This window comes from Microbispora sp. NPDC046933 (assembly GCF_040644635.1).
Classification (GTDB): domain Bacteria; phylum Actinomycetota; class Actinomycetes; order Streptosporangiales; family Streptosporangiaceae; genus Microbispora.
Map to the genome: position 1 here is coordinate 64453 of NZ_JBEYWW010000021.1, position 24818 is coordinate 89270.

Genomic DNA, 24818 nt, shown 5'->3' on the forward strand with positions numbered 1-24818 from the left:
TCGCGGTGCCTTCTGGTGCGTTCGCGGTGCCGTCGGAGGAGTCGTCGTGCGTCGAACCGGACGAACCACCCGGGCCGCCGGACGAGTCCCGCGCCGTGCCCGACGCATCGTCGGAACCGCGCGAGGAGTGACGGGAGGCACCGGAGGAGTCGTGGGCCGCGCCCGACGAACCGTTCGCGTCGCCGGAGGAGTCGTGGGCCGCATCGGACGAGCCACCGGAGGAACCGGAGCCGGTCCTGTTCGCCGCCTTCCCGTCAGGCGCCGCGTCATCCGGCGCGTTCGCGGAGTCGTCGTGGGCGTTGTCACCCGCGCCGTCGGAGGAGGAATCCGACGAGGAGGACGAGGCGTCCGCGGGGTCGTTGGAGGTGGGCGCGGCCAGGGGGGCGGCGCCTTCTACGGGTGGAGGGGCGTCCCAGCCGGGCTCGGCCACGGCGGCCCAGGGCTGCGCGGCGACGGCGCCGCCGGTGGCGGATACCGCGGCCAGGAGCAGGCCGGAGACCAGCGTGGCGCGCCGGGGGGACATTCGGGGGGTCATTTGGAGGGCTCTTCCTCGATCTAGGGAGTGGGCCGGGGACCGATGAGGGACTGCCAGCCCGCCGCGGCGAACTCGGGCGTCCCTGGGAGAGCGGCTGCGGGCACGGACGGAGGCGTCGGGTCGGGGATGTTCACCCAGTCGCCCTTGTCCGCACCGCGCATATCGGGTTTCCACGCCATAAGCAGGCTCATGGCGTAGGGGCTGGAGTAGACGGGGCCGGTGGCACCGGCGCCCGTGGTCGCCGTCACCTTCACCAGGACGGAGACCTGCACCTGGTCCTCGGAGCGGACCTTCCATTGGACGCCGATCGTCTGCGTCCGCAGGGCCGCCCCGGCGGGGAGCTCGCCTTCGGCGGGAAGGCCGAGGGTCTCCCGCCAGCCGCGTACGGCGTCGCGAGCACCCTCGCGTGCCGCCTCACGCTGGTCCGGCGGGGCGTACAGCGCGGCCGCCTGTTCTGCCTGCCCCACGTCGAGCGTCCAGGCGGCCTCCAGGGCGGCGGCCGCTGCGGACGCCGCCCCGATCTCGGTGTGGGGGAAGCCGACGGGATAGCCTCCGTCGCCCTCGTGATCGGCGGGCGCCGCCAGCGCGACGGACGGCGCGGCGACGCGCGCCGGCGTGGACGGCGCCTCGACATGCCGGGTCTGCAGCACGATCACCGCGACGGCGATGACGGTGACGACGCCCGCGATGGCGACGACCAGGTGCCGGGGATCCCACCGTCGCGGCGGTCCCAGGTCCCAGTCGAGCGCCGGATCGGGGATGACCGGTCCCACTACTTGCTCCGGTCCGGCCGCTGCGAGAACGCCTGCCCGGCGGCCGCCGCGAGGCGCAGGTACGCGCCTCGGGTGGTGGGCCGCAGCCGCGCCAGGTCGACCTCCGCGCCCTCCTTCAGATGCGGGTCGAACGGCACCCGCACCACTGCCCGGCAGCGTCCGGCGAAGTGGCGTTCGAGCAGGTCGACGTCCACGTGCGACTTCGGCTCGACCGCGTTCAGCACGACGATGGCGTTCTTGACGAGGTGGCCGTGACCGTGGGCGGTGAGCCAGTCGAGGGTCGCGGCGGCCGAGCTCGCGCCGTCCACCGCGACCATGGTGACCAGCACGATCTGGTCGGCGAGCTCCAGCGTGGCGCCCATGGCGCCGTGCAGGAGCCCGGTGCCGCAGTCGGTGATGCAGATCGAGTAGTAGCGCTCGATCAGATTGGCGACCGTACGGTAGTCCTCCGCGTTGAACGCCTCGCTGACGGCCGGGTCGGTGTCGGAGGCGAGCACCTCAAGCCGGGCGGACGACTGCGAGGTGAACGCGCGGGCGTCGGCGTACCGCACGATGTGCGGCGCCTCGGCCAGCAGGGTCCGGATGGTCGCGGCGGTCTCCGACTTGACCTTGATGCCGAGCGTCCCCCGGTCGGGGTTGGCGTCGATGGCGATCACCCGGTCGCCGCGCAGCGAGGCCAGCGTGTTGCCCAGCGCGGCCGTCGTCGTGGTCTTCCCCACCCCGCCTTTGAGGCTCATGACCGCGATCCTGTGGTGACCACTGGCGACGGGCGTCTGAGCCTGGGCGATCAGCGTGCGCCGTTCCAGCTCCGCCGCCGACTCCGACGGGATGATCCGGCCGCCGGACAGCTGGTAGACGAGCCGCCTCCAGCCGCCGGTGGGCTCCATGCGGCGGTTGGTCAGAAGATGTTCTGCCGTGAGAGGCACGCTCTCCGGGAACTGCTCGGCGGGAGTGGGCACCGAAGTGTGAATCTCGGTCATGGGCGGGTCCTTTCACCGAGGACGGGAGGAAACGGGGGCGGTCAGCAGGTGCTCCATCGCACGGTGGCGGTGCGTTTGCCCTTCGGGCCGTGCAGTTCGAGCGGCGCCGTCACCGGCGAGGGGACCCCGCACCAGTAGCGGACGCGCAACGCGCGCACGGTGAGCACGTCGGTGTGCCCGGGCTTGAGCGTTCCACTGGACGGCTCGACCACCAGGCCGGGAGCCGATATCCGCCATTTCACGGGTTTTCCAGAGGTCGTCGAGAGAGTGAGGGTGCCCCTCCCGAACGCGTCGAGTGTGATGACGGACGGCGCCTGCACGCCCCACGCCCCCATCAGGAAGGCGCCGGGGGCGGCGGGGGTGTCCGGAGCGGCGCCTTGTCCGCCCGGCCGCGCGGCGCCCCCGGCCGCGGCGCTCTGTCCGCCTGCCTGCGCGGCGCCCCCGGCTGTGGTGCCCCCGGTCGCGGCGGTCGCGGTCACCGTGGCCTGTGGCGCACCCGAGGCCGTATGCGTCCCTGCACCGCCCGCCGCTGCCCCGCCCGCCACCGCACCGCCTGTCGCCGCGCCATCTGTCGCCCCGCCGTCCGCTTCGCCGGCCGTTTCTCCGGCCACCGAGGGGTTCGCGCCCATCCCCGTTTTCGCGGGATCGGCTGTCGTCCGGTCGACGCTCGCCTCCAGCGACCCCTTCTGGGAGTGGGGAGCGGGAGCGAAGAGGTTGATTCCCGCCACGGTCCCCGCCGCCCCCGCGACGACGACGATGACGATCCGTAAGGCGGTCGCCCGAAGCAGCGACCCGACCCGGGCCAGGACCTCGACGATCCTGATCTGCGCACCGGCGAGCGGCCTGCCGGTGAGGTGCGCCTCCCCGGGCGCGTCGGGGACGTTGGCGACGTCGACGGGGGCCGGGACCGCCTCGGCGGCGTGCGCCAGGGCCTCCCTGGCCCTGATCTGCGAGAGCAGCGCGTTGTAGAGAGGGGTGTCCTGCCCGGGCGGCAGTGCGGCGGTCTCTCCGGGAGCCGGGTGCGCCCTCCTCGCCGCTCCGGCCGCGCCCAAGTGTCCGGCCGAGCCGGACGACCCCGACCCGGACGACCCCAGCCCGGACGACCCCAGCCCGGACGACCCCGGCCCGAACGGCCCGGCCGGCCCGGGCGAGCCCGCCCTCGGCACCCCAGGTGATCCGGCCGCGCCTGACGACCCGCCACCGCCCGGCGACCCGACCGACTCCTGTGTCCCGCCGGTCCCTGCGGATCCGCCGGGCCCGTACGGCCCGTAGGGTCTCGCGGGACCGCGCGTCCCACCGGACGCGGGGAGCCCGCCGGGGCCTGTCACCCCGGAACCTGTCACCCCGGAACCTGTCACCCCGGAACCTGTCACACCGGAGCCGGCGTGCCCCGACGGCCTGCGGGACATACCGGGCCGCTGTGCGCCGCGGGACTTCCACGTGCCCGACGGCCACTGCAGGCTCGGCTGGGTGTCCTCCTGGGAGATGGCCCGCACCGGTCGCTCCGGCTGCTCGGGCTCATGTCCCGGTGTGGACGACGGCCCCTGCGACGGCCCCTGCGACGGACCCAGAGACGGACCCAGCTCCACCCCGGACGAAGAGCCCTGCGACTGACCCGGCTCCGGCTCATGCTCCGGCACGGCGGGTGTCTCGGCCTCGCCTTCCGGCGGCTGAGGCATCTGAGGAGCGGGTCGCTCCGTGCTCGGCGATCCCGCGCCAGCGGGGCCCGCGTCACCCGGTCCCGGCTCGGCACGACCGGCACCGGCCACGGGCAGGACGGCTGGAGGCACGGCCGGAAGGCCCGACGACCGCGGCGGCACGGGCGGCGTCTCCGGAAGCCCGGGCGACGGCGGGGCGACCGGCGGGGTGGGTGCGACCGGGGACGGCGGGGCGACCGGCGGGGTGGGTGCGGCCGAAGACGGCGCGGAGGCCGCCGGAGACGGCCTGGGGGCGGCAGGAGCGGGGGCGGTGTCGACGGGAGCGGCGAGCGGCATGCCGAACGACGAGGGAGGCCGGTGCGCCGTCCGCTCCGCCCGAGCGGGCTCGGCCTTGTTCAGGGCGTCCAGGAGTCGCTGCCTGGTCTCAGGCGTGAGGTCGGCGACCGGGGGGCGGGAGAGGATCTGCGGAACGGTGTATCGGATGTTGATGGGCCGCTTGCACACCACGCACGTGACAATGTGCCGGAGCAGCGCCGTACGGGCGGCGCCGAAGTCGGGCGCCTCGCCGTGCTCGTCCGGGAAGACGGCGGCGGCCAGCGGACCGATCTCCGGGCAGATGGGACGGCCCCGGGCGAGGCCGTCCAGCCCGCTCACGAGGATCTCCACCACGTCCTGGGTGCGCGCGATGAGCCTGCCGGCCTCCTTCAGCGGCAGGGCGAGCACGTACACGAGATCCCGCAGCGGGAGTTCATGCCGGTAGAGCAGGAGCAGCGTCTCCGCGCCCAGGGGGTCCGCCAGGCGCCACGCGCGCCGCACCGCCAGGTGATCGGGCTTGCCTTGACCAGGTCCGGGCAGGAATCCCCGCCCCGGGCCGGTGGCGACCTCACGGCGCAGCGCGGACAGCAGCCAGGCCCGGTCTGAAACGTTCCCAGGCCGTTCGCGGGCGGCACACGCCTCCAGCGCGGCGATGACCGCCGCGAGCATGGGGGCGGGCTCGAGGTGGCTGGAGGCGTAGTCGACGAGGTGAGCCCCGTGCTCGTCCACCCATGCCATCCCCCGGCCGGGGTCGAGCGTCACATCCCCGGCGGGCGGGTTCATGCGCACCGGAACAAGGTGAGGATGACGACGACGTCATGTTCGGCCAGAGCATCACTGCCACTTAGGCGTCGCACTTGCCTAACAGGAAATCTTGATGCATACCGATACATAGAACGAGATCTTAGACTGACTACGATGTGTTGGGAAGGAAAAGAACCAGAGAAATCATGAGTTGAGGATAAGCCGCAAATAACACCGATATGGTCATCCGAAAGGGGCCCAGTCTCGGCGCCGTTATCGTCTCCCGACTTGTCTGGAGAAGTCGCGGATCGCCCCTACCCCTGTCGCCCGGACAGCCGGATGACCTGGACTTTCATTCTCTTTTCCCGCATCGAGCACACTCGGCGGAAGGCGGGTTTCCGCGTCCGCCTTTCGTCCGTCATCCGATGGCCACATCCGATGTGAATAGCCTTCATATTCTCGGGGAATAACCAGCGTTCCATGCTTTCTCGGCATTACAGCGCGCGTACGCCCGGTCTCTGCCTGAAGCAGCCCCCGCGGCACTGCGAAACGATCTCGCGATTTACTCAGGAGCCGCAACCATCGGCGTGGCCGACGGCGAAGAGGTACGCGTGGAGACCGTCGTCGTGCTGTTCAACCGGGACCTGCGAATTCATGATCACCCGGCGTTGTCCGAAGCGTGCGCAGTGGCCCGGCACGTCGTTCCGCTGTTCGTGTTCGACCCCGCGATCGGGGCCCGGCACCGCCGCGATTTCCTCCACGCGTCCCTTCACGACCTGCGGTCGTCCCTGCGCGCGCTCGGCGGGGACCTCGCCGTACGGCACGGCGACCCGGTGGCGCACGCCGTACGGGTGGCCGGGGAGGCGGGAGCGTCGGCGATCTGGGCGAGCGAGGACGTCAGCCCGCTGGCGCGGCGGCGGGAGCGGCGCCTGGCGGAGGAGTGCCGGGCCCACCGGCTGGAGTTCCGCCTCTTCCCCGGCGTGACCGTGGTGCCCCCGGGCATGCTGCGACCCGGCGGCGGGAGCCATTACCGGGTCTTCTCGCCGTACTGGCGGGCCTGGTCGGCCACCGCGAGGCGGCCGGTCCTCGGCGCGCCCCACCGCCTGCGCCTGCCGCCCGGCATCGATCCGGGCGTTCTGCCCGAGGCGTCCCCCGAGCCGTACGGGATCGTGCGGGGCGGCGAGAGCGAGGCGCGGCGGCGGCTGGAGCAGTGGGTGGGCGACGGCCTGGCCTCCTACGCCGGCACGCGCGACCGGATGGCGGGGCGCACCTCGATGCTCAGCGCCTACCTCCACTTCGGCTGCGTGTCGCCGTCGGAGGTGGTGGACCGCTCCTGCGAACGGCCGGGCGGCGAGGAGTACGTCAGGCAGCTGTGCTGGCGCGACTTCCACTACCAGGTCGTCGACGCCTTCCCGGACATGGGCCGGCGCGACTACCGGCCGAGGGACGTGGAGTGGCGGCGCGACGAGGAGGCGGAGGCCGCCTGGCGGGAGGGCGTGACCGGGGTGCCGATCGTGGACGCGGGCATGCGCCAGCTTCGCGCCGAGGGCTGGATGCACAACCGGGTGCGCCTGGTCACCGGCTCCTACCTGACCAAACGGCTCGGCATCGACTGGCGGGCCGGGCTGGAGCACTTCGCCGAGTGGCTGCTCGACGGCGACATGCCGAACAACTGCGGCAACTGGCAGTGGGTCGCGGGGACGGGCAACGACACCCGGCCCTACCGCACGCTCAACCCCCTGCGGCAGGCGAAGAGGTTCGACCCGGAGGGGGAGTACGTGCGGCGCTACGTCCCCGAGCTCGCGTCGCTGCCCGGCGGCCTGGTCCACGAGCCGTGGAGGGTACGCGGCGGGGTGCCGGGCTACCCCTCCTCTCCCCTCGGCGGTGAGCTCAGGGCGTGACGGCCGCTGTGCCCGGCCCGCCACCGGCTGGGCGGCATGCCGGTCTGGCGCTGGAAGAACGTCGTGAAGTTCGCGGGATCGTCGAAGCCCAGCCGCTGCGCGCACCGCGCGACGGACAGGTCGGTGTGGGCGAGCAACCGTTTGGCTTCCAGCAGGATCCGCTGGTCGAGAAACCGCTTGGCGCCCACTCCGGCCGCCGCGCGGGTGGCCCTGGTGAGGGTGCGAGGCGTGTAACCGAGCGTGCCGGCGTAGTCGGCCACGTGGTGCCAGGTGGCGAACGACTGTTCCACCGCCGCCCGGAACCGGCGGAACACCTCGTGCTCGGGGCCCTCGGAGACCGGCCCGGAGCCCGTCTCGGGGACCACCCGCAGCACGAGCGCGGCGAGCAGGTGGGCGAGGATCGGCGCCGACGCCGGCCGGGGATCCACCAGGGCGGCCGCGTGCTCCCGGCCCAGGTGGTCGGCGGCGGTCAGGCAGAGGGGCCAGGCGTCCTCTCCGACCCGCCAGGTGGCGGGAGCGAAGACGTCGGCCGCGGCCTGTGCCGCGGGCCCCGTCGCAGGAATGACGCCCTGCTCGAACAGCACGAGGGACCCGTCGACCCGATCGACGTCGGTCCAGCGGTGCACCATGCCGGGGCGGATCCACACGACGGTGCGTTCACCCAGCGGATGGTCCACGAAGTCCGCGGCGTGCCGGCCGCGCCCGGAGCGGATCAGGGCCAGGACATGGAAGTCGGGACGCTGGGGGCCGGCCCGGCGGCGATCGGGGTCCATGCGCCGCAGCGTGTCGAAGCCGAGCACCTCGACGCCGAAGTCCGGGCCCGGCGCCGGGGCGTAGCGGAGTTGCCTGACGCCGGGAAGCCGACCGTTTTCCACAAGCACCGAGCGCCTTTCGACCGGGACCTTCCCGGCCCGTCACCCTAGCGTTCCAGGCGTACCCCTGCACGACCGGGGCGCTCAGGGGCGGCACCCACCGCTCACGTACGCCTGCTCGTGTCATGAACCGGAGGACATGATGACGACGACTTTCACAACGACGACTTTCACAACCCACAGCGTCCCGGTGGCGGGCGGCGTGATCGAGGTGCGCCGCCGGGGAGGCGGCACGCCGGCGGCGGTGTTCCTGCCCTACTGGGGCGGCTCGGCCGCGACCTGGGACGCGGTGGTGGAGCGGCTGCCGCGCGAACGCGACGTGGTCCGCTACGACCCGCGCGGGTGGGGTGCCTCACGGGGGCTACCCGGCCCGTACGGCCTTGAGCAGCTCGCCGACGACCTGGCCACCGTGGTGCGGGAGCTGCGCCTGGAACGATACGTGCTCGTCGGGCACTCGATGGGCGGCAAGGTCGCCCAGCTGGCCGCGGCCAGGCGGCGTCCGGCCGGCCTGGGTGGCCTCGCCGGTCTGGCCGGTCTGGCCGGTCTGGTGCTGGTCGCGCCCGCGCCGCCGGAGCCTCCCGCCACCGTCACGCCCGGCTACAGGCGGTTCCTCGCCGGCGCCTACGACTCGGCGCAGACCGTCGAGCAGGCCCTCGACACCGCCCTGACCGCCACCAGGATCCCCAGCGCGGTCCGTGAGGCGATCGTGCGCGACAGCCTGGCCGCCGACGACGCCGCGCGCCGGGAGTGGCCCCTCTGCGGCATCGCCGCCGACATCACCGCCGCCGCGCGGGCGATCGAGGCTCCCGTGCTGGTGCTCGCCGCCGAACACGACCGGGTCGAGCCGCCGCGGGTGCTCCGCGACTACCTGCTGCCCCACATCCCCCACGCCCGGATGGACGTCGTCGCCGGAAGCGGGCACCTGCTGCCCGTGGAGGCGCCGGACGCGGTCGCCACGGCCGTGGACCGGTTCATCGCCGCCGTCGCCGGAACCTGACGATCCCCACCGTCAGGTCGCCCTTCTCGTACAACGCGGTCAGCCCGTCATGTCCGGCTGGTTGCCTCTGCGGGGTCCTCTTCAGGGAAGGTGGCGGAAGACGCCTGAAGCTCTGCCGATCATCCCGGTGGCCAGGAGCGGGCCGCCGGGGACGGCCGACAGCGAGGTCAGTTCTCCGCCGGACGGAACGCTGGTCCAGTGGCCGGAGGGATCGCGGTGGGCGAGGGCGGAGTCGTAACCGTTGATGTCGGTGGAGCCGAGAAACCAGTGGCCGCCCTTACCGTCGGGGACGGGTGGCAGGTCACGGACCATGCGTCCGGCCTTCGCTGAGGTGTCCTCGTTGCGCCAACCGGAACCGGTCTGGAAGAGCAGGAACGACGACGCCCCGATCTCCCCTGTGATCCAGATGCCGGATGGGTCGGCGGTGATGGCGGTCAGCCGAGGACCGCTCGGGTCGGACGGGAAATCGTCGGACGGGGGCGGAGCCTTGGGCAGCGCCGCAGTCAGGTCGACTCGGGTCCAGACCTTGCCGTCGTAGTGGTGCACGGAGGGGGCGTCGCCGTCGAGGGCCCAGATGTCGGAGGCGGAGCGGGCGCTGACGCGGAAGGCGGAAAAGGAGACGCTCTGTTCCGACCAGGTGGCGCCGTTGTAGTGCCAGGCCTTGTGGTCGCCCAAGACCCACACGTCGTTGTCAGCGGTGACGGCAAGGTTCCCGGCCGTCACGGGCAGCTTTTGCACGATTGCCCAGGTGGATCCGTCCCAGCGCAGGACGGAGGTCCCGCCCTCGTTGCCGGCCAGGGCCCATACGTTGGAGGGGGCGGACGCGGCGACCGGGCCGATGTTGCCGCGTTTCACGGGGAAGTCGCTTTTCGTCCAGCAGTCGCCGTCCCAGTGGAAGACTGTGGGGCGGTGCGGGCCGTCGGCCATCGGCAGCCAGGCGCCGATGCCGAGGATTTCCCAGCCGACGGCCCAGGCGTCGCGCTCACTGGTGGCGATAACCTGTCCGTAGGTGACCGACGACTGCGCGGCCACCAGTTTCCAGCGGTCGTTGCCGTTGGCCCAGGGAGCCGTCCACCAGAGCCATAGGCCGGCGGCGGCCGCGACCGCCGCGACGGCGGCTGCCCACCCGAGCCACCGCCCGGTGACGGCCAGTTGCACAGACATGATCGAAGCGTATGGAGGCCGCCGGAACGCCGCGTGAGTATCCGCACTCAGCCGGATGAGCGTAGGGCCCAGGGCCGTGGACGGCCTTCAGCGACAGGTAGCGAGATCAATGTGAGTGGCGCGCAGCACAGCGTGCAACCGGCGGACGATGAGCTTGGCGGGCGCGCCCGGGATCCGATCAAGCCCGGCTCCGGCTCGTCCGGCCCCGGCCCGACGACCTACAGCACCTGAGGGCCGCGGTAGGCGGAGAACAGCACCGTCCTGCTCATGGGTCTTTCCTCGTCATCGCGGCGAGCTGGGCGACGACCCACTCGCGATACTCCTTCGACAGCGGATCGGCGCCGACGATCCCCTCGACCATCCGCGGCAACGCGATGGGCGCGAAGGCCAGCGCGTAGGCGACCAGCAGGACGAACTCGGCGTCCAGCTCGCCGGTGATCTCGCCCTCCTCCTGGCGCCGGCGGGTCCGCTCGACCGCCTCGCGCAGCCGGGCCCGCTGCGCCGCCGCCCATTCGTCGTCGCCCGCGGTGGCCGGGCTGTCGCCCAGCGCCTGCCAGATCACCAGCCGGGACCAGTCCGGGCTGTCCAGTGTCGCGTCCAGGTGGGCCGCCACGCTCTCCGCGTACGTCGCGCCGGGCGGCGTCACGCTCTCCTGCGCCCGCGCCCACCTGCGCCGCAGTTCCTCGACGAGCCCCTGCTTGCCGCCGAAGTAGTACGAGATGAGCTGCTGGTTGACCCCCGCCCGGGCGGCGATGGCGGCCGTACGTGCCCCGGCGTAGCCCTTCGCGCCGAACTCCTCGACCGCGGCCTCCAGGATCCGCTCGCGGGTCCGCTCGGCCGCCTTCCCGCGCTCCTGTGGTGCGCGCCGTGCTGTTGAAGCCATGCGCCGCACCCTAGCCAATCAAGTGGTTGAATGACAAACGTCAATCAACTACTTGATTAGGGTGAGCACATGATCTTCACAGAGCGCGAGATCGAGTACCTCGACGGTCAGCGAATCGGGCGCCTGGCCACGATCCACCCGGACGGCACACTCCAGGTGAGCCCGGTCGGGTTCCGCTACAACCGCGAACTCCGGACGATCGACATCGGCGGGCGCGACATGGCGGCCAGCCGCAAGTTCCGCAACGTGCTCGCCAACGGCAAGGTGGCGTTCGTCGTGGACGACGTCCCGTCCGTCGATCCCTGGCAGGTGCGCTGCCTGGAGATACGCGGGCGCGGCGAGGCCCTCACCGAACCGGCCGACTCCGCGGCTCCCCTTTCCGGCCCGATCATCCGCGTCCATCCGCGGCGGATCATCAGTTTCGGCATCGACCCCGGCAACCCCGCCTCCGGCAAGCGCGACGTCCCGGAGGCGTGAGCGCCACGCGGTGCGCCACGAGATCGAGGATCTGGCCCGCTGGCTCGAACTGGACCTCGCCCCTGCCCCGTCGACGCCCTTGACGACCCCGGCGGAACGGATCAGGTGGCGGGCCGGCAGCGGCGGTTGACGTCGTCCACCCGCTCGGTGAGGCCATTGCGGTCGAGGTGTTCCAGCAGCGGCACCGCGACCCTGCGGCTGGTGCCGAGCGCGCTCCTGGCCTGGCTGACCGTGAACGGCTGCGGCAGCCGGGCCAGCAGCGCCGCCGCACGCGCGTCGGCGCCCGGCGCGAGCACGACGCCCTCGGCCACGCGCAGCAACGCCCCGGCGCGTACGGCGGCGGCGAGCTCGCGCGGCCCGAGCCCCAGCTCGGCCAGCCGCCCGGCCTCCGGCGACTGGAACGGCGCCTTGGCCAGGTCGTCCAGCAGGGCCCGCACCGCCCGGGCGACGGGAGCGGGCAGCCCCGCGGTCCCGGCCGCGACGCGGCCCGTCGTGGTGATCCGCCCGTCGGCCACCGTCAGCGGCGGCCGCAGCAGCGCCGTCACGAGCCGGCGGTCGGGCAGGCCCAGCTCGTGGCGGGCGGCCTCCACGGGCATCCCGGGCTCCAGCGGATGATCGGCCGCGTACCGCCGTACGACCTCGGGGAGCCGGGCGGACAGCTCCGACCAGTGATCGGGGTCGGCGTGCCAGCCGGCGGCCACCGGCCGTCCCTCGGGCGGGCAGCCCATCGCGACCAGCTCGCCGTCGCGCAGCAGCAGGTGCGTACGCAGGAGGGAGGCCGTGTCCGCCGACGCGTCCGCCAGCGCCTTCGCCCGCTCCCTGGCCGCTCCCCGGCGGCGCAGCTCCGGGGGCCGCACGTCGAGCACGGTCGCCCGCGCGAGCACCCTGAGCTCGCCCTGACCCCGGCCCGGGTCCCGCAGCAGCAGCGCGTCTCCCACGTGCAGGGGAAGGGGCCGGGCCAGGCGCAGCCGGGCCGCGTCAGGGCCGAGCGGACGCACCTCGCACGGCACCGACGCCGAGCCGATGTGGGCGGTGAGCCGCGCGGGAAGCGGCCCGCGGGCGCCCTCCGCCATGCTCACGCGCACGTCGGCCAGGTCCGTCGCCGTCCAGGCGCCGGGCGTGACGAGGGCGTGCCCGCGTTCCGGCGCGATCCGCCCGCGCAGGTTGAGCGCCACCCGCGCGACCCCGGTGATCGACTCGGCGTGCTCCTTCAGCGACTCCAGGGCGCGCACCCGCACCGGTTCGCCGTCCAGTTCCAGCTCGTCGCCCACCTCGACGCGGCCGGCGGGCAGCGTGCCGGTCACGACGGTCCCGCTGCCGCGCACGCTGAACGCCCGGTCGATCCACAGCCGCACGGGAGCCCGCGGATCGGGCGCGGGCAGCGCCGCCACCAGCCGGTCGAGGGCGGCGCGCAGCCCGTCCAGGCCCTCGCCGGTGCGCCCGCTCACCGCCAGGGCCTCCACGTCGCCCAGCCCGGCCTCCGCCAGCCGCTCGCGCGCGTCCTCCAGCGCGGGCGCGGGCTCGGCGAGGTCCGCGCGGGTGACGGCGAGCAGGCCATGCCGTACGCCGAGGGTGCGCAGCGCGACGAGATGCTCCTCCGACTGGGGCATCCACCCCTCATCGGCGGCGACGACGAACATGATGGCGGGCACCGGGCCGACCCCGGCGAGCATCGTGCCGAGGAACCGCTCGTGCCCGGGCACGTCGACGAACGCCACCCGCTCCCCCGAGGGCAGGGTCGTCCAGGCGTAGCCCAGCTCGATCGTGAGCCCGCGCCGCCGCTCCTCCGCCAGCCGGTCGGGCTCCATCCCGGTCAGCGCCCGCACCAGGGTCGACTTGCCGTGATCGACGTGTCCCGCCGTGGCGACGACGTGCATTCATCCCTCCCCGCGTGAGCAGCGTGTCGGCCGGCTGAAAGCGGCGGGTTCGGGGCACGTCAGCCGACGCGACGCGGCGGGCCGGACACCCATCAGCCGGACACTCATCAGCCCGACGCCTTCAGGACGGCCGCCAGGACCTCGCCGTCCCGCTCCGGTGGCACGGCACGCAGGTCGAGCAGCAGGCGGCCCCCCTCGACCCGGCCGACGACCGGCGGCTCGCCCCGCCGCAGCGGCACGGCCAGCCGTTCAGGCAGGCTCACGGCCACGCTCGGCAGGCGCACCCCGGGGGCCCCGCCCCCGCCCACGGTCGCCTCCGCGGGCACGGCCGCCGCGTCCACGCCCGCCTGGCACAACGCCTTGACCAGCGCCTCGGCCCGCTCGCCGAGAACGATCGGGTCGGCGTGGAGAGCCTGCCGTACGGGGGGCTCCGGGCCCCGCAGCGTCGCCTCGAGCGCGGCCAGCGTGAGCTTGTCCACGCGCAGCGCGCGGGCGAGCGGGTGACGCCTGAGCCGTTCGACGAGGTCGCGGCGGCCGAGCAGCAGGCCCGCCTGCGGGCCGCCGAGCAGCTTGTCGCCGCTCGCGGTGACCAGGTCGGCGCCGGCCCGCAGCGCGCTCGCGGCGTCGGGCTCCTCGGGCAGGAGGGGATCGCGGTCGAGCAGCCCCGAGCCGATGTCGACGACCACGGGCACGCCCAGCCCGGCCAGCTCGGCCACCTCGACCGAGCCGGTGAAGCCCTCGACCCGGAAGTTCGACGGGTGGACCTTGAGCACGAACCCCGTCTCCGGCCCGATCACGTCCCGGTAGTCGGCCAGTGTGGTGCGGTTGGTCGTGCCCACCTCGCGCAGGCGCGCGCCGGTGGACACGAGCAGGTCGGGAATGCGGAAACCATCGCCGATCTCAACCAGCTCTCCCCTGCTGATCACGATCTCCCGCCCGGCGGCGAGCGCGGTGGCGGCCAGCACCAGGGCGGCGGCGTTGTTGTTGACCACGTGCACGCCCTCGGCGTCGGGCACGGCCCGCGCGAGCGCCTCGGCCGCGCCGCGTCCCCGGCGCGCCCGCGCCCCCGTGGCCAGGTCGAACTCCACGTCGGTCGCCCCCGCCGCCACCGTCACCGCCTCGACGGCGGCCGGGGACAGCGGCGCACGGCCCAGGTTCGTGTGGAGCAGCACGCCGGTCATGTTGATCACGGGACGGAGGCTCGTGGCGTGGCGTGGCAGCCCCGCCAGCGCGACGTCCGCGACGTCCTCCGGCTCGATCTCACCCTGCCGCACCCGCTGCTGCGCCCGCGCGACCGCGTCCTTGACCACTGGACGTCCGAGCCGCTCGACGGCGGCGACCAGCCGCGGATCGGCCAGCACGGCGTCGGTGCGCGGCACCCGCCTCCGTGGATCCACACTTCAAATTACAGCGGTGATGCAGGGCCCGGCCCCGGGGCCGGGCCCTGCACTCTTCACGCCGTCGACCACCCAGCGGTAGGTGGCCTCCGTCCCGGCGGGCGCCTCGAACTCGCCGAAGGCCGTCACGTAGGGGGCGATGACGCAGTCCCCGTAGTAGCCGACCGGCTCGATCTCGTTGATCTGCACCGTGGGCCCCTCATTGACACCGTGGCCCCTCATTGACCGTGGGCCCCTCATTGACTGTGGGCCCCTCATTGACAGGGAAGGAGGGGGATCTTACGGTGCTGCTGTTCGCATTCCGTTCGCATTTGGGAAACTAGTTCACATATGTGACCACAGGAGTCGTGATGTCGTCCCTGACCCCCCTGATCGGCCGGCGGCAGGCGCTGGCCGGCGTCGCCGCCGCGGTCCTCGGTCTCGCGGTCGCCTCGCCCGCACGCGCCGCCCACGTGCTCCCCTTCGGCCGCTACGGCTCGCCCCGGCGCCGGCTGAACGACCGCACGCTGTACGTCGACGCTCAGGGGCGGGGGGACCACGCCACCGTCCAGGCCGCCGTCGACGCGACCCCGGACGCCCCTGCCGAGGGCTGGACCCTGGTGATCGCCGCCGGGACGTACCGGGAGACCGTCCTCGTGCCGCAGGCCAAGACCGGCCTGTGCTTCCTGGGGGCGACCGGCGACGCGCGCGACGTGGTGATCGTCTACGACAACGCGGCCGGCACGCCCAAGCCGGAGGGCGGCACGTACGGCACCAGCGGCAGCGCCACCACCACGATCCAGGCCGACGGCTTCACCGCCGCGCATGTCACGTTCGCCAACGACTGGCTGCGGGCCGACCACCCGGACATCACCGGCACCCAGGCGGTGGCGGCGAAGGTCATGGGCGACCGGTCGTACTTCGAGAGGTGCCGCTTCCTCGGCCACCAGGACACGCTGTATGCCGACACCCGCGCCCTGGCCTCCTTCGCGCGGCAGTACTACCGCGAGTGCCACATCGAGGGGGACGTCGACTTCGTCTTCGGCCGCGCGACCGCCGTCTTCGAGCGGTGCGAACTGAGCACCCTGGCCAGGGACGTGACGTTCCGTCCGTACGGCTTCGTGTTCGCGCCGAGCACGGCCGCCGCCAACCCGCGCGGTTACCTGGCGGTGCGATGCGTGATCAACGGGACCGCGGCCGACGCGTCCTTCGGCCTGGCCCGGCCCTGGCGGCCCAGCAGCGACCCGACCGCCCTCCCGTCGCTCGTCGTACGCGAGACCTGGATGGGCCCCTCGATCGACGCGGCCACGCCCTACGTGGACATGAGCTCCGGGTATCACTGGCAGGACGCGCGGTTCGGCGAGTTCCACACCATCGGCCCGGGCGCCGCGATCCCCGTGCCCGAGAACCGGCCGCAGCTCACCCCCGAGCAGGCCGCCGAGCACACCCCCGGAAACTACCTCGGCGACTGGCGCCCCGGCCCCGCCCTGCTCCCCCGCCCCTCCGGCAGGTGAGCCTCCACTCGACCCACCCGCGGATCCTCGCCAATGTGCCGATCAGAATCCCTCGGCGAACAGGTCGGCCGCGGAAGTCGCGGTGACGGCCCGCCGCGCCCACTCATCAAGCCGCTCCAGATCCGTGCACTCCATGATGAACGCGCGGTCGTCCTCGGAGACCGGGATACCCCGAGCCTCAAGGATGGTCAGCACCGCCCGCGCCTCACCCTCTGCTCGACCGGCTTGGAGGCCCTTGCCGTAATGCATCTTCGCGAACGGGCTGTAGACCGGCCAAACGGTGGACTCCATGAGTGCCTCCATCAGGTGTCGGGCGGCCTGCGAGGCCATCCGATATGCGTATTCATAGTAATGCGGAGCGTGCTCGGCGGGGAGGTGCTGCAACGCGGCCACGAATGCCTCCACCACCTTGGCATGCTCTCCGTGGTTCATCACGGACAGTGCGGACAGCTCCGGCCGTGCGGCTGCCTCCGCAGGGTCGGTGATGAGAGGGATATGATCCGGGCCCATCACCCGGCAGGTCAGCGTGTAGCCGGGCAGGCTCGTGGGAATCGGCTTGGCAGCCCAAACAGCGGTCCGGGCCTCGGGGGAGACCACCAACACCGTGACCGGGCAAGTCAGCTGCAGCCACAATGCGGCGGCATACCGGGGTAACGCATGCTGCTTATCGGGATCCGGCCGCTGTTGGATCTCCACCACGATCGCGTGAAGGGGAGAATGCCGGGGCCCGACTGTGATCACGACATCGGGTCGTAGATCGATGGACGGACGGTCGTTCAGGTCGTTGCTCGCGACCTGGGCCGGCAGCCCGTCGGGTACGTCGACGCCAAGGTGGTCGCGCAGCATCTCGACGGCGAACTGCGGCCTGTGCCGGAACAGCAGGTTGAGCGTGTCATGCAGGGGGGACGGCATGACACGGAACGTTATCAATAAACTGCGGAGAGTAATTCAACTCACTGGCAGGTCAACTGACCACCTCGTCCTCGGGCACCCGCCGCCTGGGGACGATTCGCCCGCCCAAGAGCAACCATGAGTGAGCAGTCAGGTCAAGCCGAGCCGCCGTCGTCAGCAGAGTCGATGGCGACGGGCGTAGGAGAGAAACGTCGATCCTGAGCAGGGTAAGCGCATGCCTGTCGCGCGGAGGGAGTCCACGAGGTTCTCCGCGCCCACCTGTGTGAGCTTGCCGTTGGATGACATCACGGCTCGATGTCCCAGTCGTCCCTCGCAGGGAGATCACCCTCCTCGACCTGACCGCGCATCAGCTCGATCGCTCTGGATGTTGTCACCAGGTTCTTCTTCAGGGCCTGGAAAACAGCGTGCGCGTAGCTCGGAGGCACCCGGACGGACTCCAGGTCCGGTTGGGGGGTCCAGCCCACCGCTTCCATCAGCTCTGCTCGAGTAGGGTTCCGCCGTCGTAGCTCCTTCGCCGCCTCTCTGTCCACCGCTTCGACCTCGAGCGCCTGCCGCACGGTCAGGGACCACGAGGTCCGATAGCTGGCGGCGAGCACCATGAGAACGTCTCGGATGGGAGCGGCGGACTCGCCGGTGCGCTCCTTCACGACTGCCGCAGGAAGGAGGAGCTCGGCCGCGAAGGCGTCGATGACCTGCTCTCGCTCCGCCCGGGACGTGTGGACACCCAGGTCGGCCGAATACTCGTCACCGACGATCAGGTGGCCCAGTTCGTGGGCCGCTGTCGCCCGGCGACGCCCCGGATCGCCCTGACTGCTGACGACGGCCACCGCCACGTCACCGTCCACGAGCGACGCGCCGTCCCCGCGAGTCGCGACCACGGCGACGAGTTGCCCCATCCGCTCACAGAGCGTCATGAGCGAATCAACCGGTCTCGTGCCCAGGTCGAGACTGTCCCGTACCCATCTGGCCGCCGATCTCGCACCCGGCATGTCGTCCACAGCCCCCGGATAGCGGCGCACGGGAGGTGTGACCAGGTCCCCGAGCTCCGCCAGCTGCCGCACGTCGGCCAGCCAGGCGGACAATGCCAGCTCCAGCCGATAGGACTGGCGAGTCACATCAGCGATGGTGTCATCGGTCAGCTCGGCCCGCCGGGAGATGATCGGCTGAGCCGGCCTGAGGAGGAAATCCAGGGGCACATCGAGCGCTTCGGACAATCTGACCAGTTCCAACGCGTCGATCCGCCGGACACCTGCCTCGATCTTGGCGATCATCGTACGGTCGAGACCGACCGCCGCGGCCAGTTGGTCCTGCGACAAGTCGGCCGCAAGTCTGCATTCGCGGACGCGGTCGCCCATGTCCGCCCACTCTCCGCCGATGCCCATGGTGCGATTTTCGCACACTCCGGGTCAACAGAGCCTGCGGAAAGAACGAGAATTCGGCCTCTGACAGGAAGCGCTTCTCCTGTCCGGCAGATTCACTGCGAACCATGCGGCAGATCTACCACTGCCATGACTGCTCACCCATGTTGAGCTGGTCGAACGCACGGGGCTTGACGGAGGAAGGCCGGAGGTGAGCGGAGGTGGACGGGAATCGAACCCGCCAGGCCGAGGACCTCGGCCTCGTCGGTTTTGAAGACCGCGGGGACCACCAGGCGCCCACACACCTCCAGGGAGAAACCTAGCCGGAACGGGGTAGGGACCGGGCGGCGCCCCCACGGGGCCGCGTGGCGGACGAACGACTCGAAACGGGTGCGGTATGACCGAGACGGCGCAGCGGGCCGGAATCCGGCTGACCCAGCAGGCGCACGGAGGCGGCTGCGCCTGCAAGATTCCCCCGGGCGAGCTGGAGAGCATCGTGGCCGGGCTCGTGGCCCCGAACCCGTCGGCGTACGCGAACGAACTGGTCATCGGGCTGGACGACGGCGACGATGCGGCCGTGGTCAGGATCGAGGGCGGCCGGGCGATCGTCGCCACCGCGGACTTCTTCACCCCCGTCGTGGACGACCCGTACGACTGGGGACGGATCGCGGCCACCAACGCGCTCTCCGACGTGTACGCGGTGGGCGGCGAGCCGGTCGTGGCGGTGAACCTGCTGGGCTGGCCCAGGGAGACGCTGTCCATGGACCTCGCCAGGGAGGTGCTGCGCGGGGGCCTGGACGCGGCGCGGGCGGCGGGCTGTCACGTCGCAGGCGGTCACAGCGTGGACGATCCCGAGCCGAAGTACGGCATGGCGGTCACCGGCCTTGCCGACCCGGACCGGCTGCTGCGCATCGACGCGGGCCGCGTGGGGACGCCGATCTCCCTCACCAAACCGCTCGGCGTGGGCGTGCTCAACACCAGGCACAAGGCGACCGGCGAGGTGTTCCCGCAGGCGATCGAGGTGATGACGACGCTCAACCGGGACGCCTCCAGGGCGGCGCTGGCGGCCGGGGCCGTGTGCGCGACCGACGTGACCGGATTCGGCCTGCTCGGCCACCTGTACAAGCTGGCCAGGGCGAGCGGCGTCACGGCCGTGGTCGACGTGGCGGCCGTGCCCTACCTGGAGGGCGCGCGGCAGGCGCTGCGCGACGGCTACGTCAGCGGCGGCACCCGCCGCAACCTGGATTGGGTGCGCCCCCACCTGGACCCGGGCCGGTACGCGGAGGACGACCTGCTCCTGCTGGCCGACGCCCAGACCTCGGGCGGCCTGCTGGTCGCCGGCGAGGTCCCCGGCGCGCCGGTCGTCGGCGAACTCGTCCCCCGGGAAGCCGCCGCGATCCGGCTCGCCTGAGACCCCCGAACCGGCCGCGGTCGCCCCCGTCGGGGAGCAGCCAGGTGGTAGACACAGCACATGCGACCCGAGCCCGGCGAGGTGCTGCATTTCTCCGAGGACCCCGAGATCACCCGGTTCGTTCCGCACGTGGCGGCCACGGCGCGGCAGCCGGAGGCGTACGTCTGGGCTGTGACGGCCGAGCGCTGCCCCGACTACTGGTTCCCCCGCCAGTGTCCGCGGGCCATGGCGTGGACGACGCCCGACTCCACGGACGCCGATCGCGACCGGATCATCGGGCCGGGCTGCGGCCGGCGGGTCCACGCCATCGAGTACGGCTGGCTGGAGGCCTTCCTGACCGTCCGCCTGTACGCCTACCGGTTCCCGGCGGAGAAGTTCGTCCCGTTCGGCGAGCCGGTGCCGAACGCGATGGTGGCCACCGAGCCTGTCGAACCTCTCGGGCCGCCCGAACCCGTCGGCGACCTGCTGCGGCTGCATGAGGAAGCCGGCATCCAGCTCAGGCTGCTGGACAATCTCTGGCCGCTCTGGGACGCGGTGACCACCAGTTCCCTGGGCTGGAGCGGCATCCGCCTCCGCAACGCCCGCCCCCGGCGCTCACAGCCGTTCGTCGATCGCGGCGATGAGGATCGCGGTTCCGTGGCGCACGGCACGTGACCTCGCGGAGTCAGCGGGGTTTGCCGAGTGACCACAGGGATGCCGCCATGAGGAGAGCGGTCAGCCCGCCGCAGATCATCACGGTGGAGACCGAGAAGGCGTCGACGACGCGTCCGCCGAGGAACGCGCCGAGGGCGAAGGTCGCCTGGAAGGAGGAGGTGAAAACCACCGTCGCGGCTTCGGGCGTGTGAGGGGCGGCGGCGATGAACGATGCCTGCGAACAGACGGGTACGCCTCCGTAAGCCAAGCCCCAGACCACGAGTGACATCACGGCGCCGATGGTCGTGCCGTCGACCGAGGGCAGCAGCAGGGTCGTGACCGCGATCAGGCAACCGCAGGTCACGAAGGCCGTTCGCAGCCGCGTGACTGTGCCCTTACCGGCCAGGAAGTTGCCCATGATGAAGATCACAGCGGTGGCGGTGCCGACGGCGTGCGGCGGCATCAGACGGCCGGCCAGCCCGGCCCCGATGGACCAGAAGCCGCCGATCGTGAGGCCGACGAGCACCGCCTTGCCGGCGGTGGTCGGCAAGGCGGGGCGTTCGGCGGGCATCGTCGTCACGCCTCCGCAATGCCCGGCCTGGACGAGCACGTTACGGCTTGTTCAGGTAGGTGAGGACGGCGAGGACCCGGCGGTTGTTGTTGCCGTCGTCGGTGATGCCGAGCTTGCCGAAGATGGAGGTCGTGTACTTGCTGATGGCGCTCTCGCTGAGGAAGAGCCGCTGGCCGATGGCCTGATTGGACAGCCCTTCCGCCATGAGGCCGAGCACGTCGTGTTCGCGCTCGGTGAGCCGTTCGAGCCGCCGGTTCGAGGACCCGCTGGACAGCAGTTTGGCGATGACGGCAGGGTCCATGGCGGTCCCGCCACCGGCCACCCGCTCCAGGGCGTCGATGAACTGGTCGGCGTCGAACACGCTCTCCTTGAGGAAATAGCCGATGCCACCGGCGCCGTCGGCCAGGAGTTCGCGGGCGTACAGCTGTTCGACGTGCTGGGAAAGGATCAGGATCGGCAGTCCGGGCAGCCGGCGGCGGGCGTCGAGAGCCGCCCGCAGGCCCTCGTCCGACTGGGTCGGCGGCATGCGGACGTCGACGACCGCGACGTCCGGCCGCCGGCTCAGCAGCGCGTCGAGCGTCTCCGGCCCGGTGGTCGCCGTCGCCACCACCTGGTGTCCGTACGCCTCCAGGAGGCGGACCATCCCGTCGCGCAGGAGGTAGAGGTCTTCGGCTACAACGATTCGCATGGCACGACCATTCTCACGTGGGTCGGACCGCCCGCCGGACTGGTGATCTCCAGGGTGCCGTCGAAGACCGCGAGGCGGCGGCGCAGCCCGTCGAGTCCGCCACCGGCTCGCATGCCGGCCCCGCCCCCGCCGTCGTCCTCGACGTCGACGACGATGCCGGGGCCCTCGCCACCAAAGATGGAGATCCGCGCCCGGGTCGCACGGGCGTGCTTGGCCGCGTTGGTGAGCAGTTCGGCGACCCCGAAATACAGGGCGGACTCGATCGGCGGGTCGAGGCGTAGCCCAAGGTCGGCGCTGACAGCGGCTTCGAGGGGGCTGTCCAGGGCGAGAGCGCGAACCGCGTCGACGAGCCCCCGCTCGGTCAGCACCGGCGGGCTGATGCCCCTGACCAGGTCGCGGAGCTCGGTCAGCGACGTGGCGGCCCCGGATCGCGCCTCCCGCAGCAACGCCTTGGCCCGGTTGGGGTCGGTCTCCATCAGCCTCTCCACGGTCGCCAAGGACATCCCGAGCGCGACCAGGCGCGCCTGCGCTCCGTCGTGCAGGTCCCGTTCGATGCGGCGGATCTCGGCGGCCTGCGCGACGGTCGTGTCCGCGCGCTGGGCCGTCAGCTCATCCACCCGATCCGCCAGCGCCATCGCAGGCGACGGCCGCAGGAAACGGACGGCTACCGGCCCGACCGGCCGCCAGGCGTACGGGGCCGCGCCGATCGCCACGGCCACGCCGAGCACCCCGATGAGACGCATGGAGGCCGCCGGGTGGCTCAACCCGACGACCGCCGCCACGGCTCCGGCCGGCGGGACGGCCGCGATCACCCCCGTGGTGAAAGGTGCGATCACCGCGAACCGCAGGTCGCGCCAGGTGGCTGGGTCGCTCCACCAGAGCCGCATCCTCTGGTCCTGGCGAGCGTCCCGGCTGGTGCGCTCGTAGGAGTAGCCGTTCCACCAGTACCCGGTCGACATGCGGACCACCGGCGCGGACTGCCGATATCCGGCGGGGATGACGGTGCCCGTCCACTTCGCCACGAGGGAGCGGACCATTCGGCACACCGGGCGAGACAGGGCGAGCGTGCCGATACCCGCCCACAGGAGCGGCGCTGTCCCTGCCCACGGGTTGCCGCCCCACCACCAGATCCACAGCCCCGCGGCGGCGGCCCACACGGCCGGGACCAGCATGCTGACGAGCACCACGACGCACGCGCGCACGAACCCCACGGCGGCACTCGCCACCCACGACACCAGCTGTCGCATGACTCTTCCTTCGCGCTTCATGACCCCGGTTCCCGAGGTGTCCCGCAATGCGCCGATCCGGCCGGTACGGCGTGGTGTATCCACTGTGCACCGCGCGGAGCCCGGTCCCCGCCGAATCGGCTCCGGAGTGGGTCTGGCCCCACCCCTCCGTACGTCCAGACGCATACCGCGCCGCCCATGCGCTCCCTAGCGTCGACACCAGGACGAGAAGGAGGAAGAAAGACATGACCGACACCGGCGACGCCCGTACCCAAGAGGCCTTCGACATGACGAAGAAGTGCGTCACGCTCTACGGCATGATCTGCGGCATCACACTCGCGACGGTTGCCGTGCTGTCGATCAGCGAGCACACGGGGAGCACGTTCATGTGGGTCCGGGCGGTCGTACTGCTCGCCATCGCCCCGGTGCTCCACCGGCTGATCGCTCGTGCTTCACAGGGGTCGCGGCGCAGCTTCGAGCGCATGCGTGCCGTCACCGTCACCATGCCGATCGCGATCATCGGCGTCGACCTGATCCCCGGTATCTGCCCGACGTGGTACGCCGTGATGCAGGCCGTAGGCGTCCTGCCCCTGGTCGCGGTCGCCTTCATCCTCAACGGCTCCGGACCCCGCGCCGCCTTCCCCAAGACGCGCTGACCGGCAGGCGCAGGAACCTCGGGCCCGCCGACGGGATGGGCCCAAAAGACGTGCGGGATCAGATGTCGAACTCGCCGCCCTTCACACCGGCGATGAAGGCGCTCCACTCGCTCGGTGTGAAGGCCAGCACCGGACCCGAGCGGTCCTTGCTGTCCCGTACGGCCACCAGCCCCGGCAGGTTCGTCGCCACCTCTACGCAGTTGTTTCCGCCACCGCTGAAGCTGGACTTGCGGAACTCGGCGCCGGACAGATCAGGGGAGAACATGTTCGCTCCTCACAGCAGTAATGAGCTCTGCAGACTTCTCCGGGGACAGGCACGCGCCGACGAGGCGCTCGAACGTCAGCATAAGCCGCCGTACCTGATCGGTCGCCTCGACGTAGACGTCACCGGCCGGTCCTTCGACATATCCGACGTCAGGGTCCTCGTCGTAGAAGCTCATCACGGAGAAACCTCCTTCCATACCGCCATGGGCGCCGGCCATCAGCGGCAGGACCTGGATCGTGACGTTGGGCCAGGCCGCGGCTTGGAGGATGTCGTCAAGCTGACGAGCCATGACGCCGGGCGATCCAACGGGCCGACGCAGGGTGCCCTCGTCTACCAGAGCGTGCAGCGTAGGCGCACGTGAGCCCACCAGGTTGATTTTGCGTGCCATCCGGGCATCCACTCGCCGGTCGATCTCGACGGCAGCCAGTTCGGGCCGCGTCGCACAGATGATCTCGCGGGCGTAGTCCTCGTTCTGGAGGAGACCAGGCACAAGTACTGGTTCCCATGTTCGGACAGCTGTCGCCTCGCTTTCAAGAGCAATGTAGGAGCCGGTGAAGACGTCGCTGTAGGCGGTCCACCAGCCTCGCTTGCCGGCGTCCCTGCCGAGTTGGATCAATCCGGCCTTCCCCGTGCTGTCTACGCCGTACAGATCGCACGCGTTGCCGATGTCCTCCGCGCTGGGCAGCAGTCGTGCGTTCTCCACGCGATTGAGCTTGGAGCGGCTCCACCCGAGCTGGCGAGCAGCCGACTCAGGTGACAGGCCTGTCTGCTCGCGGAAACGTCGCAGTTCCCGGCCCAAGCGGCGATGCCGCACGGTGGGACTTTTCATCACGTTGCCTCGTTTTGTCACTTGATGAGCGAAAGATTCCTCGCACAGTTCCTTGCGAACTCGCACTGTGCGAGCCATGATGACGCTGCATCGATACTCACGGTGAGGCAATGATGACAGAAAGGAGTGGTAAGCGAGCTCTCGCCGATGCAGGCGATCCAAGTACGGACCCGCCCGACGCTGCCACGACCGGACGGGCCCTT

Annotated in this window: 23 protein-coding genes and 1 tRNA gene; 7 read left to right on the forward strand and 17 right to left on the reverse strand. The window is 71.7% G+C overall.

Features of this window, described 5'->3' with window-relative positions; genetic code table 11:
- Positions 1-555 precede the first annotated feature (555 nt).
- Genes ABZ857_RS26430 through ABZ857_RS26440 form a run of 3 tightly spaced genes read right to left on the reverse strand, consistent with a single transcriptional unit; the run spans position 556 to position 5050 of the window.
- Positions 556-1308 carry a hypothetical protein gene (locus tag ABZ857_RS26430; protein ID WP_357047258.1) on the reverse strand — a complete coding sequence of 251 codons (753 nt, stop codon included), beginning with the start codon at positions 1306-1308 and terminating at the stop codon, positions 556-558.
- Positions 1308-2288, reverse strand: coding sequence for a MinD/ParA family protein (locus tag ABZ857_RS26435; protein WP_357047260.1), 981 nt, complete (start codon positions 2286-2288; stop codon positions 1308-1310). The genes ABZ857_RS26430 and ABZ857_RS26435 overlap by 1 nt, the downstream gene beginning before the upstream one ends.
- 41 nt (positions 2289-2329) lie before the next feature.
- A complete protein-coding gene (locus ABZ857_RS26440) occupies positions 2330-5050 on the reverse strand; it encodes a hypothetical protein (RefSeq protein ID WP_357047261.1) in 2721 nt (906 codons plus the stop codon).
- A gap of 542 nt (positions 5051-5592) precedes the next feature.
- Here ABZ857_RS26440 and ABZ857_RS26445 point away from each other — a divergent pair.
- A complete protein-coding gene (locus ABZ857_RS26445) occupies positions 5593-6906 on the forward strand; it encodes a deoxyribodipyrimidine photo-lyase (RefSeq protein ID WP_357047263.1) in 1314 nt (437 codons plus the stop codon).
- Here ABZ857_RS26445 and ABZ857_RS26450 read toward each other — a convergent pair.
- Entirely contained in the window at positions 6867-7781 is a 915-nt protein-coding gene (locus ABZ857_RS26450) for an AraC family transcriptional regulator (RefSeq protein WP_357047265.1), read from the reverse strand. The two genes, ABZ857_RS26445 and ABZ857_RS26450, sit on opposite strands and share 40 nt — an antisense overlap.
- Positions 7782-7980: 199 nt before the next feature.
- On the opposite strand from ABZ857_RS26450, the gene ABZ857_RS26455 reads away from it, so the two are divergent.
- On the forward strand, positions 7981-8775 hold the full coding sequence (locus tag ABZ857_RS26455) for an alpha/beta hydrolase (RefSeq protein WP_357047266.1): 795 nt from the start codon (positions 7981-7983) through the stop codon (positions 8773-8775).
- Positions 8776-8856: 81 nt separating this feature from the next.
- Here ABZ857_RS26455 and ABZ857_RS26460 read toward each other — a convergent pair whose 3' ends face one another.
- Positions 8857-9939: a hypothetical protein gene (locus tag ABZ857_RS26460; RefSeq protein WP_357047268.1), complete on the reverse strand. Its 1083-nt coding sequence runs from the start codon at positions 9937-9939 to the stop codon at positions 8857-8859.
- Positions 9940-10204: 265 nt separating this feature from the next.
- Positions 10205-10822: a TetR family transcriptional regulator gene (locus ABZ857_RS26465; protein WP_357047270.1), complete on the reverse strand. Its 618-nt coding sequence runs from the start codon at positions 10820-10822 to the stop codon at positions 10205-10207.
- A gap of 69 nt (positions 10823-10891) precedes the next feature.
- Between ABZ857_RS26465 and ABZ857_RS26470 the strand changes: the two genes are divergently transcribed.
- Positions 10892-11299: a PPOX class F420-dependent oxidoreductase gene (locus tag ABZ857_RS26470; protein WP_357047272.1), complete on the forward strand. Its 408-nt coding sequence runs from the start codon at positions 10892-10894 to the stop codon at positions 11297-11299.
- Positions 11300-11400: 101 nt separating this feature from the next.
- Here ABZ857_RS26470 and selB read toward each other — a convergent pair whose 3' ends face one another.
- The 3 genes from selB to ABZ857_RS26485 form a co-directional block, all read right to left on the reverse strand.
- Positions 11401-13176: a selenocysteine-specific translation elongation factor gene (gene selB, locus ABZ857_RS26475; RefSeq protein ID WP_357047274.1), complete on the reverse strand. Its 1776-nt coding sequence runs from the start codon at positions 13174-13176 to the stop codon at positions 11401-11403.
- 107 nt (positions 13177-13283) lie between these two features.
- Positions 13284-14573, reverse strand: coding sequence for an L-seryl-tRNA(Sec) selenium transferase (gene selA, locus ABZ857_RS26480; protein ID WP_357047275.1), 1290 nt, complete (start codon positions 14571-14573; stop codon positions 13284-13286).
- Positions 14574-14576: 3 nt separating this feature from the next.
- Positions 14577-14762, reverse strand: a complete 186-nt coding sequence (locus tag ABZ857_RS26485; RefSeq protein ID WP_357047277.1) for a hypothetical protein — start codon at positions 14760-14762, stop codon at positions 14577-14579.
- A 161-nt stretch (positions 14763-14923) separates the two neighbouring features.
- Here ABZ857_RS26485 and ABZ857_RS26490 point away from each other — a divergent pair, with 161 nt between their 5' ends.
- Positions 14924-16066, forward strand: coding sequence for a pectinesterase family protein (locus ABZ857_RS26490; protein WP_357047279.1), 1143 nt, complete (start codon positions 14924-14926; stop codon positions 16064-16066).
- Between the two features lie 42 nt (positions 16067-16108).
- Here ABZ857_RS26490 and ABZ857_RS26495 read toward each other — a convergent pair whose 3' ends face one another.
- From ABZ857_RS26495 to ABZ857_RS26505, 3 genes are all read right to left on the reverse strand, one after another.
- Positions 16109-16978 carry a hypothetical protein gene (locus ABZ857_RS26495; protein ID WP_357047281.1) on the reverse strand — a complete coding sequence of 290 codons (870 nt, stop codon included), beginning with the start codon at positions 16976-16978 and terminating at the stop codon, positions 16109-16111.
- A 284-nt stretch (positions 16979-17262) separates the two neighbouring features.
- On the reverse strand, positions 17263-18360 hold the full coding sequence (locus ABZ857_RS26500; RefSeq protein ID WP_357047283.1) for an XRE family transcriptional regulator: 1098 nt from the start codon (positions 18358-18360) through the stop codon (positions 17263-17265).
- A 191-nt stretch (positions 18361-18551) separates the two neighbouring features.
- Positions 18552-18645: transfer RNA gene (locus ABZ857_RS26505), tRNA-Sec, on the reverse strand.
- An 88-nt stretch (positions 18646-18733) separates the two neighbouring features.
- On the opposite strand from ABZ857_RS26505, the gene selD reads away from it, so the two are divergent.
- On the forward strand, positions 18734-19747 hold the full coding sequence (gene selD / locus ABZ857_RS26510) for a selenide, water dikinase SelD (protein WP_357047285.1): 1014 nt from the start codon (positions 18734-18736) through the stop codon (positions 19745-19747).
- A gap of 60 nt (positions 19748-19807) precedes the next feature.
- Positions 19808-20401 carry a DUF6886 family protein gene (locus ABZ857_RS26515; protein WP_357047287.1) on the forward strand — a complete coding sequence of 198 codons (594 nt, stop codon included), beginning with the start codon at positions 19808-19810 and terminating at the stop codon, positions 20399-20401.
- Between the two features lie 10 nt (positions 20402-20411).
- Here the strand turns inward: ABZ857_RS26515 and ABZ857_RS26520 are convergent, their stop codons facing one another.
- The 3 genes from ABZ857_RS26520 to ABZ857_RS26530 are packed head-to-tail and all read right to left on the reverse strand — an operon-like array spanning position 20412 to position 22886.
- Entirely contained in the window at positions 20412-20990 is a 579-nt protein-coding gene (locus ABZ857_RS26520; protein ID WP_357047289.1) for a hypothetical protein, read from the reverse strand.
- A gap of 1 nt (position 20991) precedes the next feature.
- Positions 20992-21639 (reverse strand): response regulator transcription factor, encoded by a 648-nt coding sequence (locus tag ABZ857_RS26525; RefSeq protein ID WP_357047291.1) that lies wholly within the window; start codon positions 21637-21639, stop codon positions 20992-20994.
- The gene (locus tag ABZ857_RS26530) at positions 21624-22886 is read right to left on the reverse strand and encodes a histidine kinase (RefSeq protein ID WP_357047293.1); all 1263 of its coding nucleotides are present in this window, start codon (positions 22884-22886) and stop codon (positions 21624-21626) included. The genes ABZ857_RS26525 and ABZ857_RS26530 overlap by 16 nt, the downstream gene beginning before the upstream one ends.
- A gap of 224 nt (positions 22887-23110) precedes the next feature.
- Between ABZ857_RS26530 and ABZ857_RS26535 the strand changes: the two genes are divergently transcribed.
- Complete coding sequence (locus tag ABZ857_RS26535; protein ID WP_357047295.1) at positions 23111-23521, forward strand: hypothetical protein; 411 nt, start codon at positions 23111-23113, stop codon at positions 23519-23521.
- A gap of 58 nt (positions 23522-23579) precedes the next feature.
- Here the strand turns inward: ABZ857_RS26535 and ABZ857_RS26540 are convergent, their stop codons facing one another.
- Entirely contained in the window at positions 23580-23786 is a 207-nt protein-coding gene (locus ABZ857_RS26540; RefSeq protein ID WP_357047297.1) for a DUF397 domain-containing protein, read from the reverse strand.
- Positions 23773-24681, reverse strand: coding sequence for a helix-turn-helix transcriptional regulator (locus ABZ857_RS26545; protein ID WP_357047299.1), 909 nt, complete (start codon positions 24679-24681; stop codon positions 23773-23775). Before ABZ857_RS26545 ends, ABZ857_RS26540 begins: the two co-directional genes overlap by 14 nt.
- Positions 24682-24818: the final 137 nt, after the last annotated feature.

Bases quoted from the DNA above. Each gene is read 5' to 3' on its own strand.
- ABZ857_RS26495 (WP_357047281.1), bottom strand. From the start codon at position 16,978: ATGCCGTCCCCCCTGCATGACACGCTCAACCTGCTGTTCCGGCACAGG.
- selB (WP_357047274.1), bottom strand. From the start codon at position 13,176: ATGCACGTCGTCGCCACGGCGGGACACGTCGATCACGGCAAGTCGACC.
- ABZ857_RS26465 (WP_357047270.1), bottom strand. From the start codon at position 10,822: ATGGCTTCAACAGCACGGCGCGCACCACAGGAGCGCGGGAAGGCGGCC.
- ABZ857_RS26540 (WP_357047297.1), bottom strand. From the start codon at position 23,786: ATGTTCTCCCCTGATCTGTCCGGCGCCGAGTTCCGCAAGTCCAGCTTC.
- selD (WP_357047285.1), top strand. From the start codon at position 18,734: ATGACCGAGACGGCGCAGCGGGCCGGAATCCGGCTGACCCAGCAGGCG.
- ABZ857_RS26435 (WP_357047260.1), bottom strand. From the start codon at position 2,288: ATGACCGAGATTCACACTTCGGTGCCCACTCCCGCCGAGCAGTTCCCG.
- ABZ857_RS26525 (WP_357047291.1), bottom strand. From the start codon at position 21,639: ATGCGAATCGTTGTAGCCGAAGACCTCTACCTCCTGCGCGACGGGATG.
- ABZ857_RS26530 (WP_357047293.1), bottom strand. From the start codon at position 22,886: ATGCGACAGCTGGTGTCGTGGGTGGCGAGTGCCGCCGTGGGGTTCGTG.
- ABZ857_RS26500 (WP_357047283.1), bottom strand. From the start codon at position 18,360: ATGGGCATCGGCGGAGAGTGGGCGGACATGGGCGACCGCGTCCGCGAA.
- ABZ857_RS26515 (WP_357047287.1), top strand. From the start codon at position 19,808: ATGCGACCCGAGCCCGGCGAGGTGCTGCATTTCTCCGAGGACCCCGAG.
- ABZ857_RS26470 (WP_357047272.1), top strand. From the start codon at position 10,892: ATGATCTTCACAGAGCGCGAGATCGAGTACCTCGACGGTCAGCGAATC.
- ABZ857_RS26490 (WP_357047279.1), top strand. From the start codon at position 14,924: ATGTCGTCCCTGACCCCCCTGATCGGCCGGCGGCAGGCGCTGGCCGGC.
- ABZ857_RS26460 (WP_357047268.1), bottom strand. From the start codon at position 9,939: ATGTCTGTGCAACTGGCCGTCACCGGGCGGTGGCTCGGGTGGGCAGCC.
- ABZ857_RS26535 (WP_357047295.1), top strand. From the start codon at position 23,111: ATGACCGACACCGGCGACGCCCGTACCCAAGAGGCCTTCGACATGACG.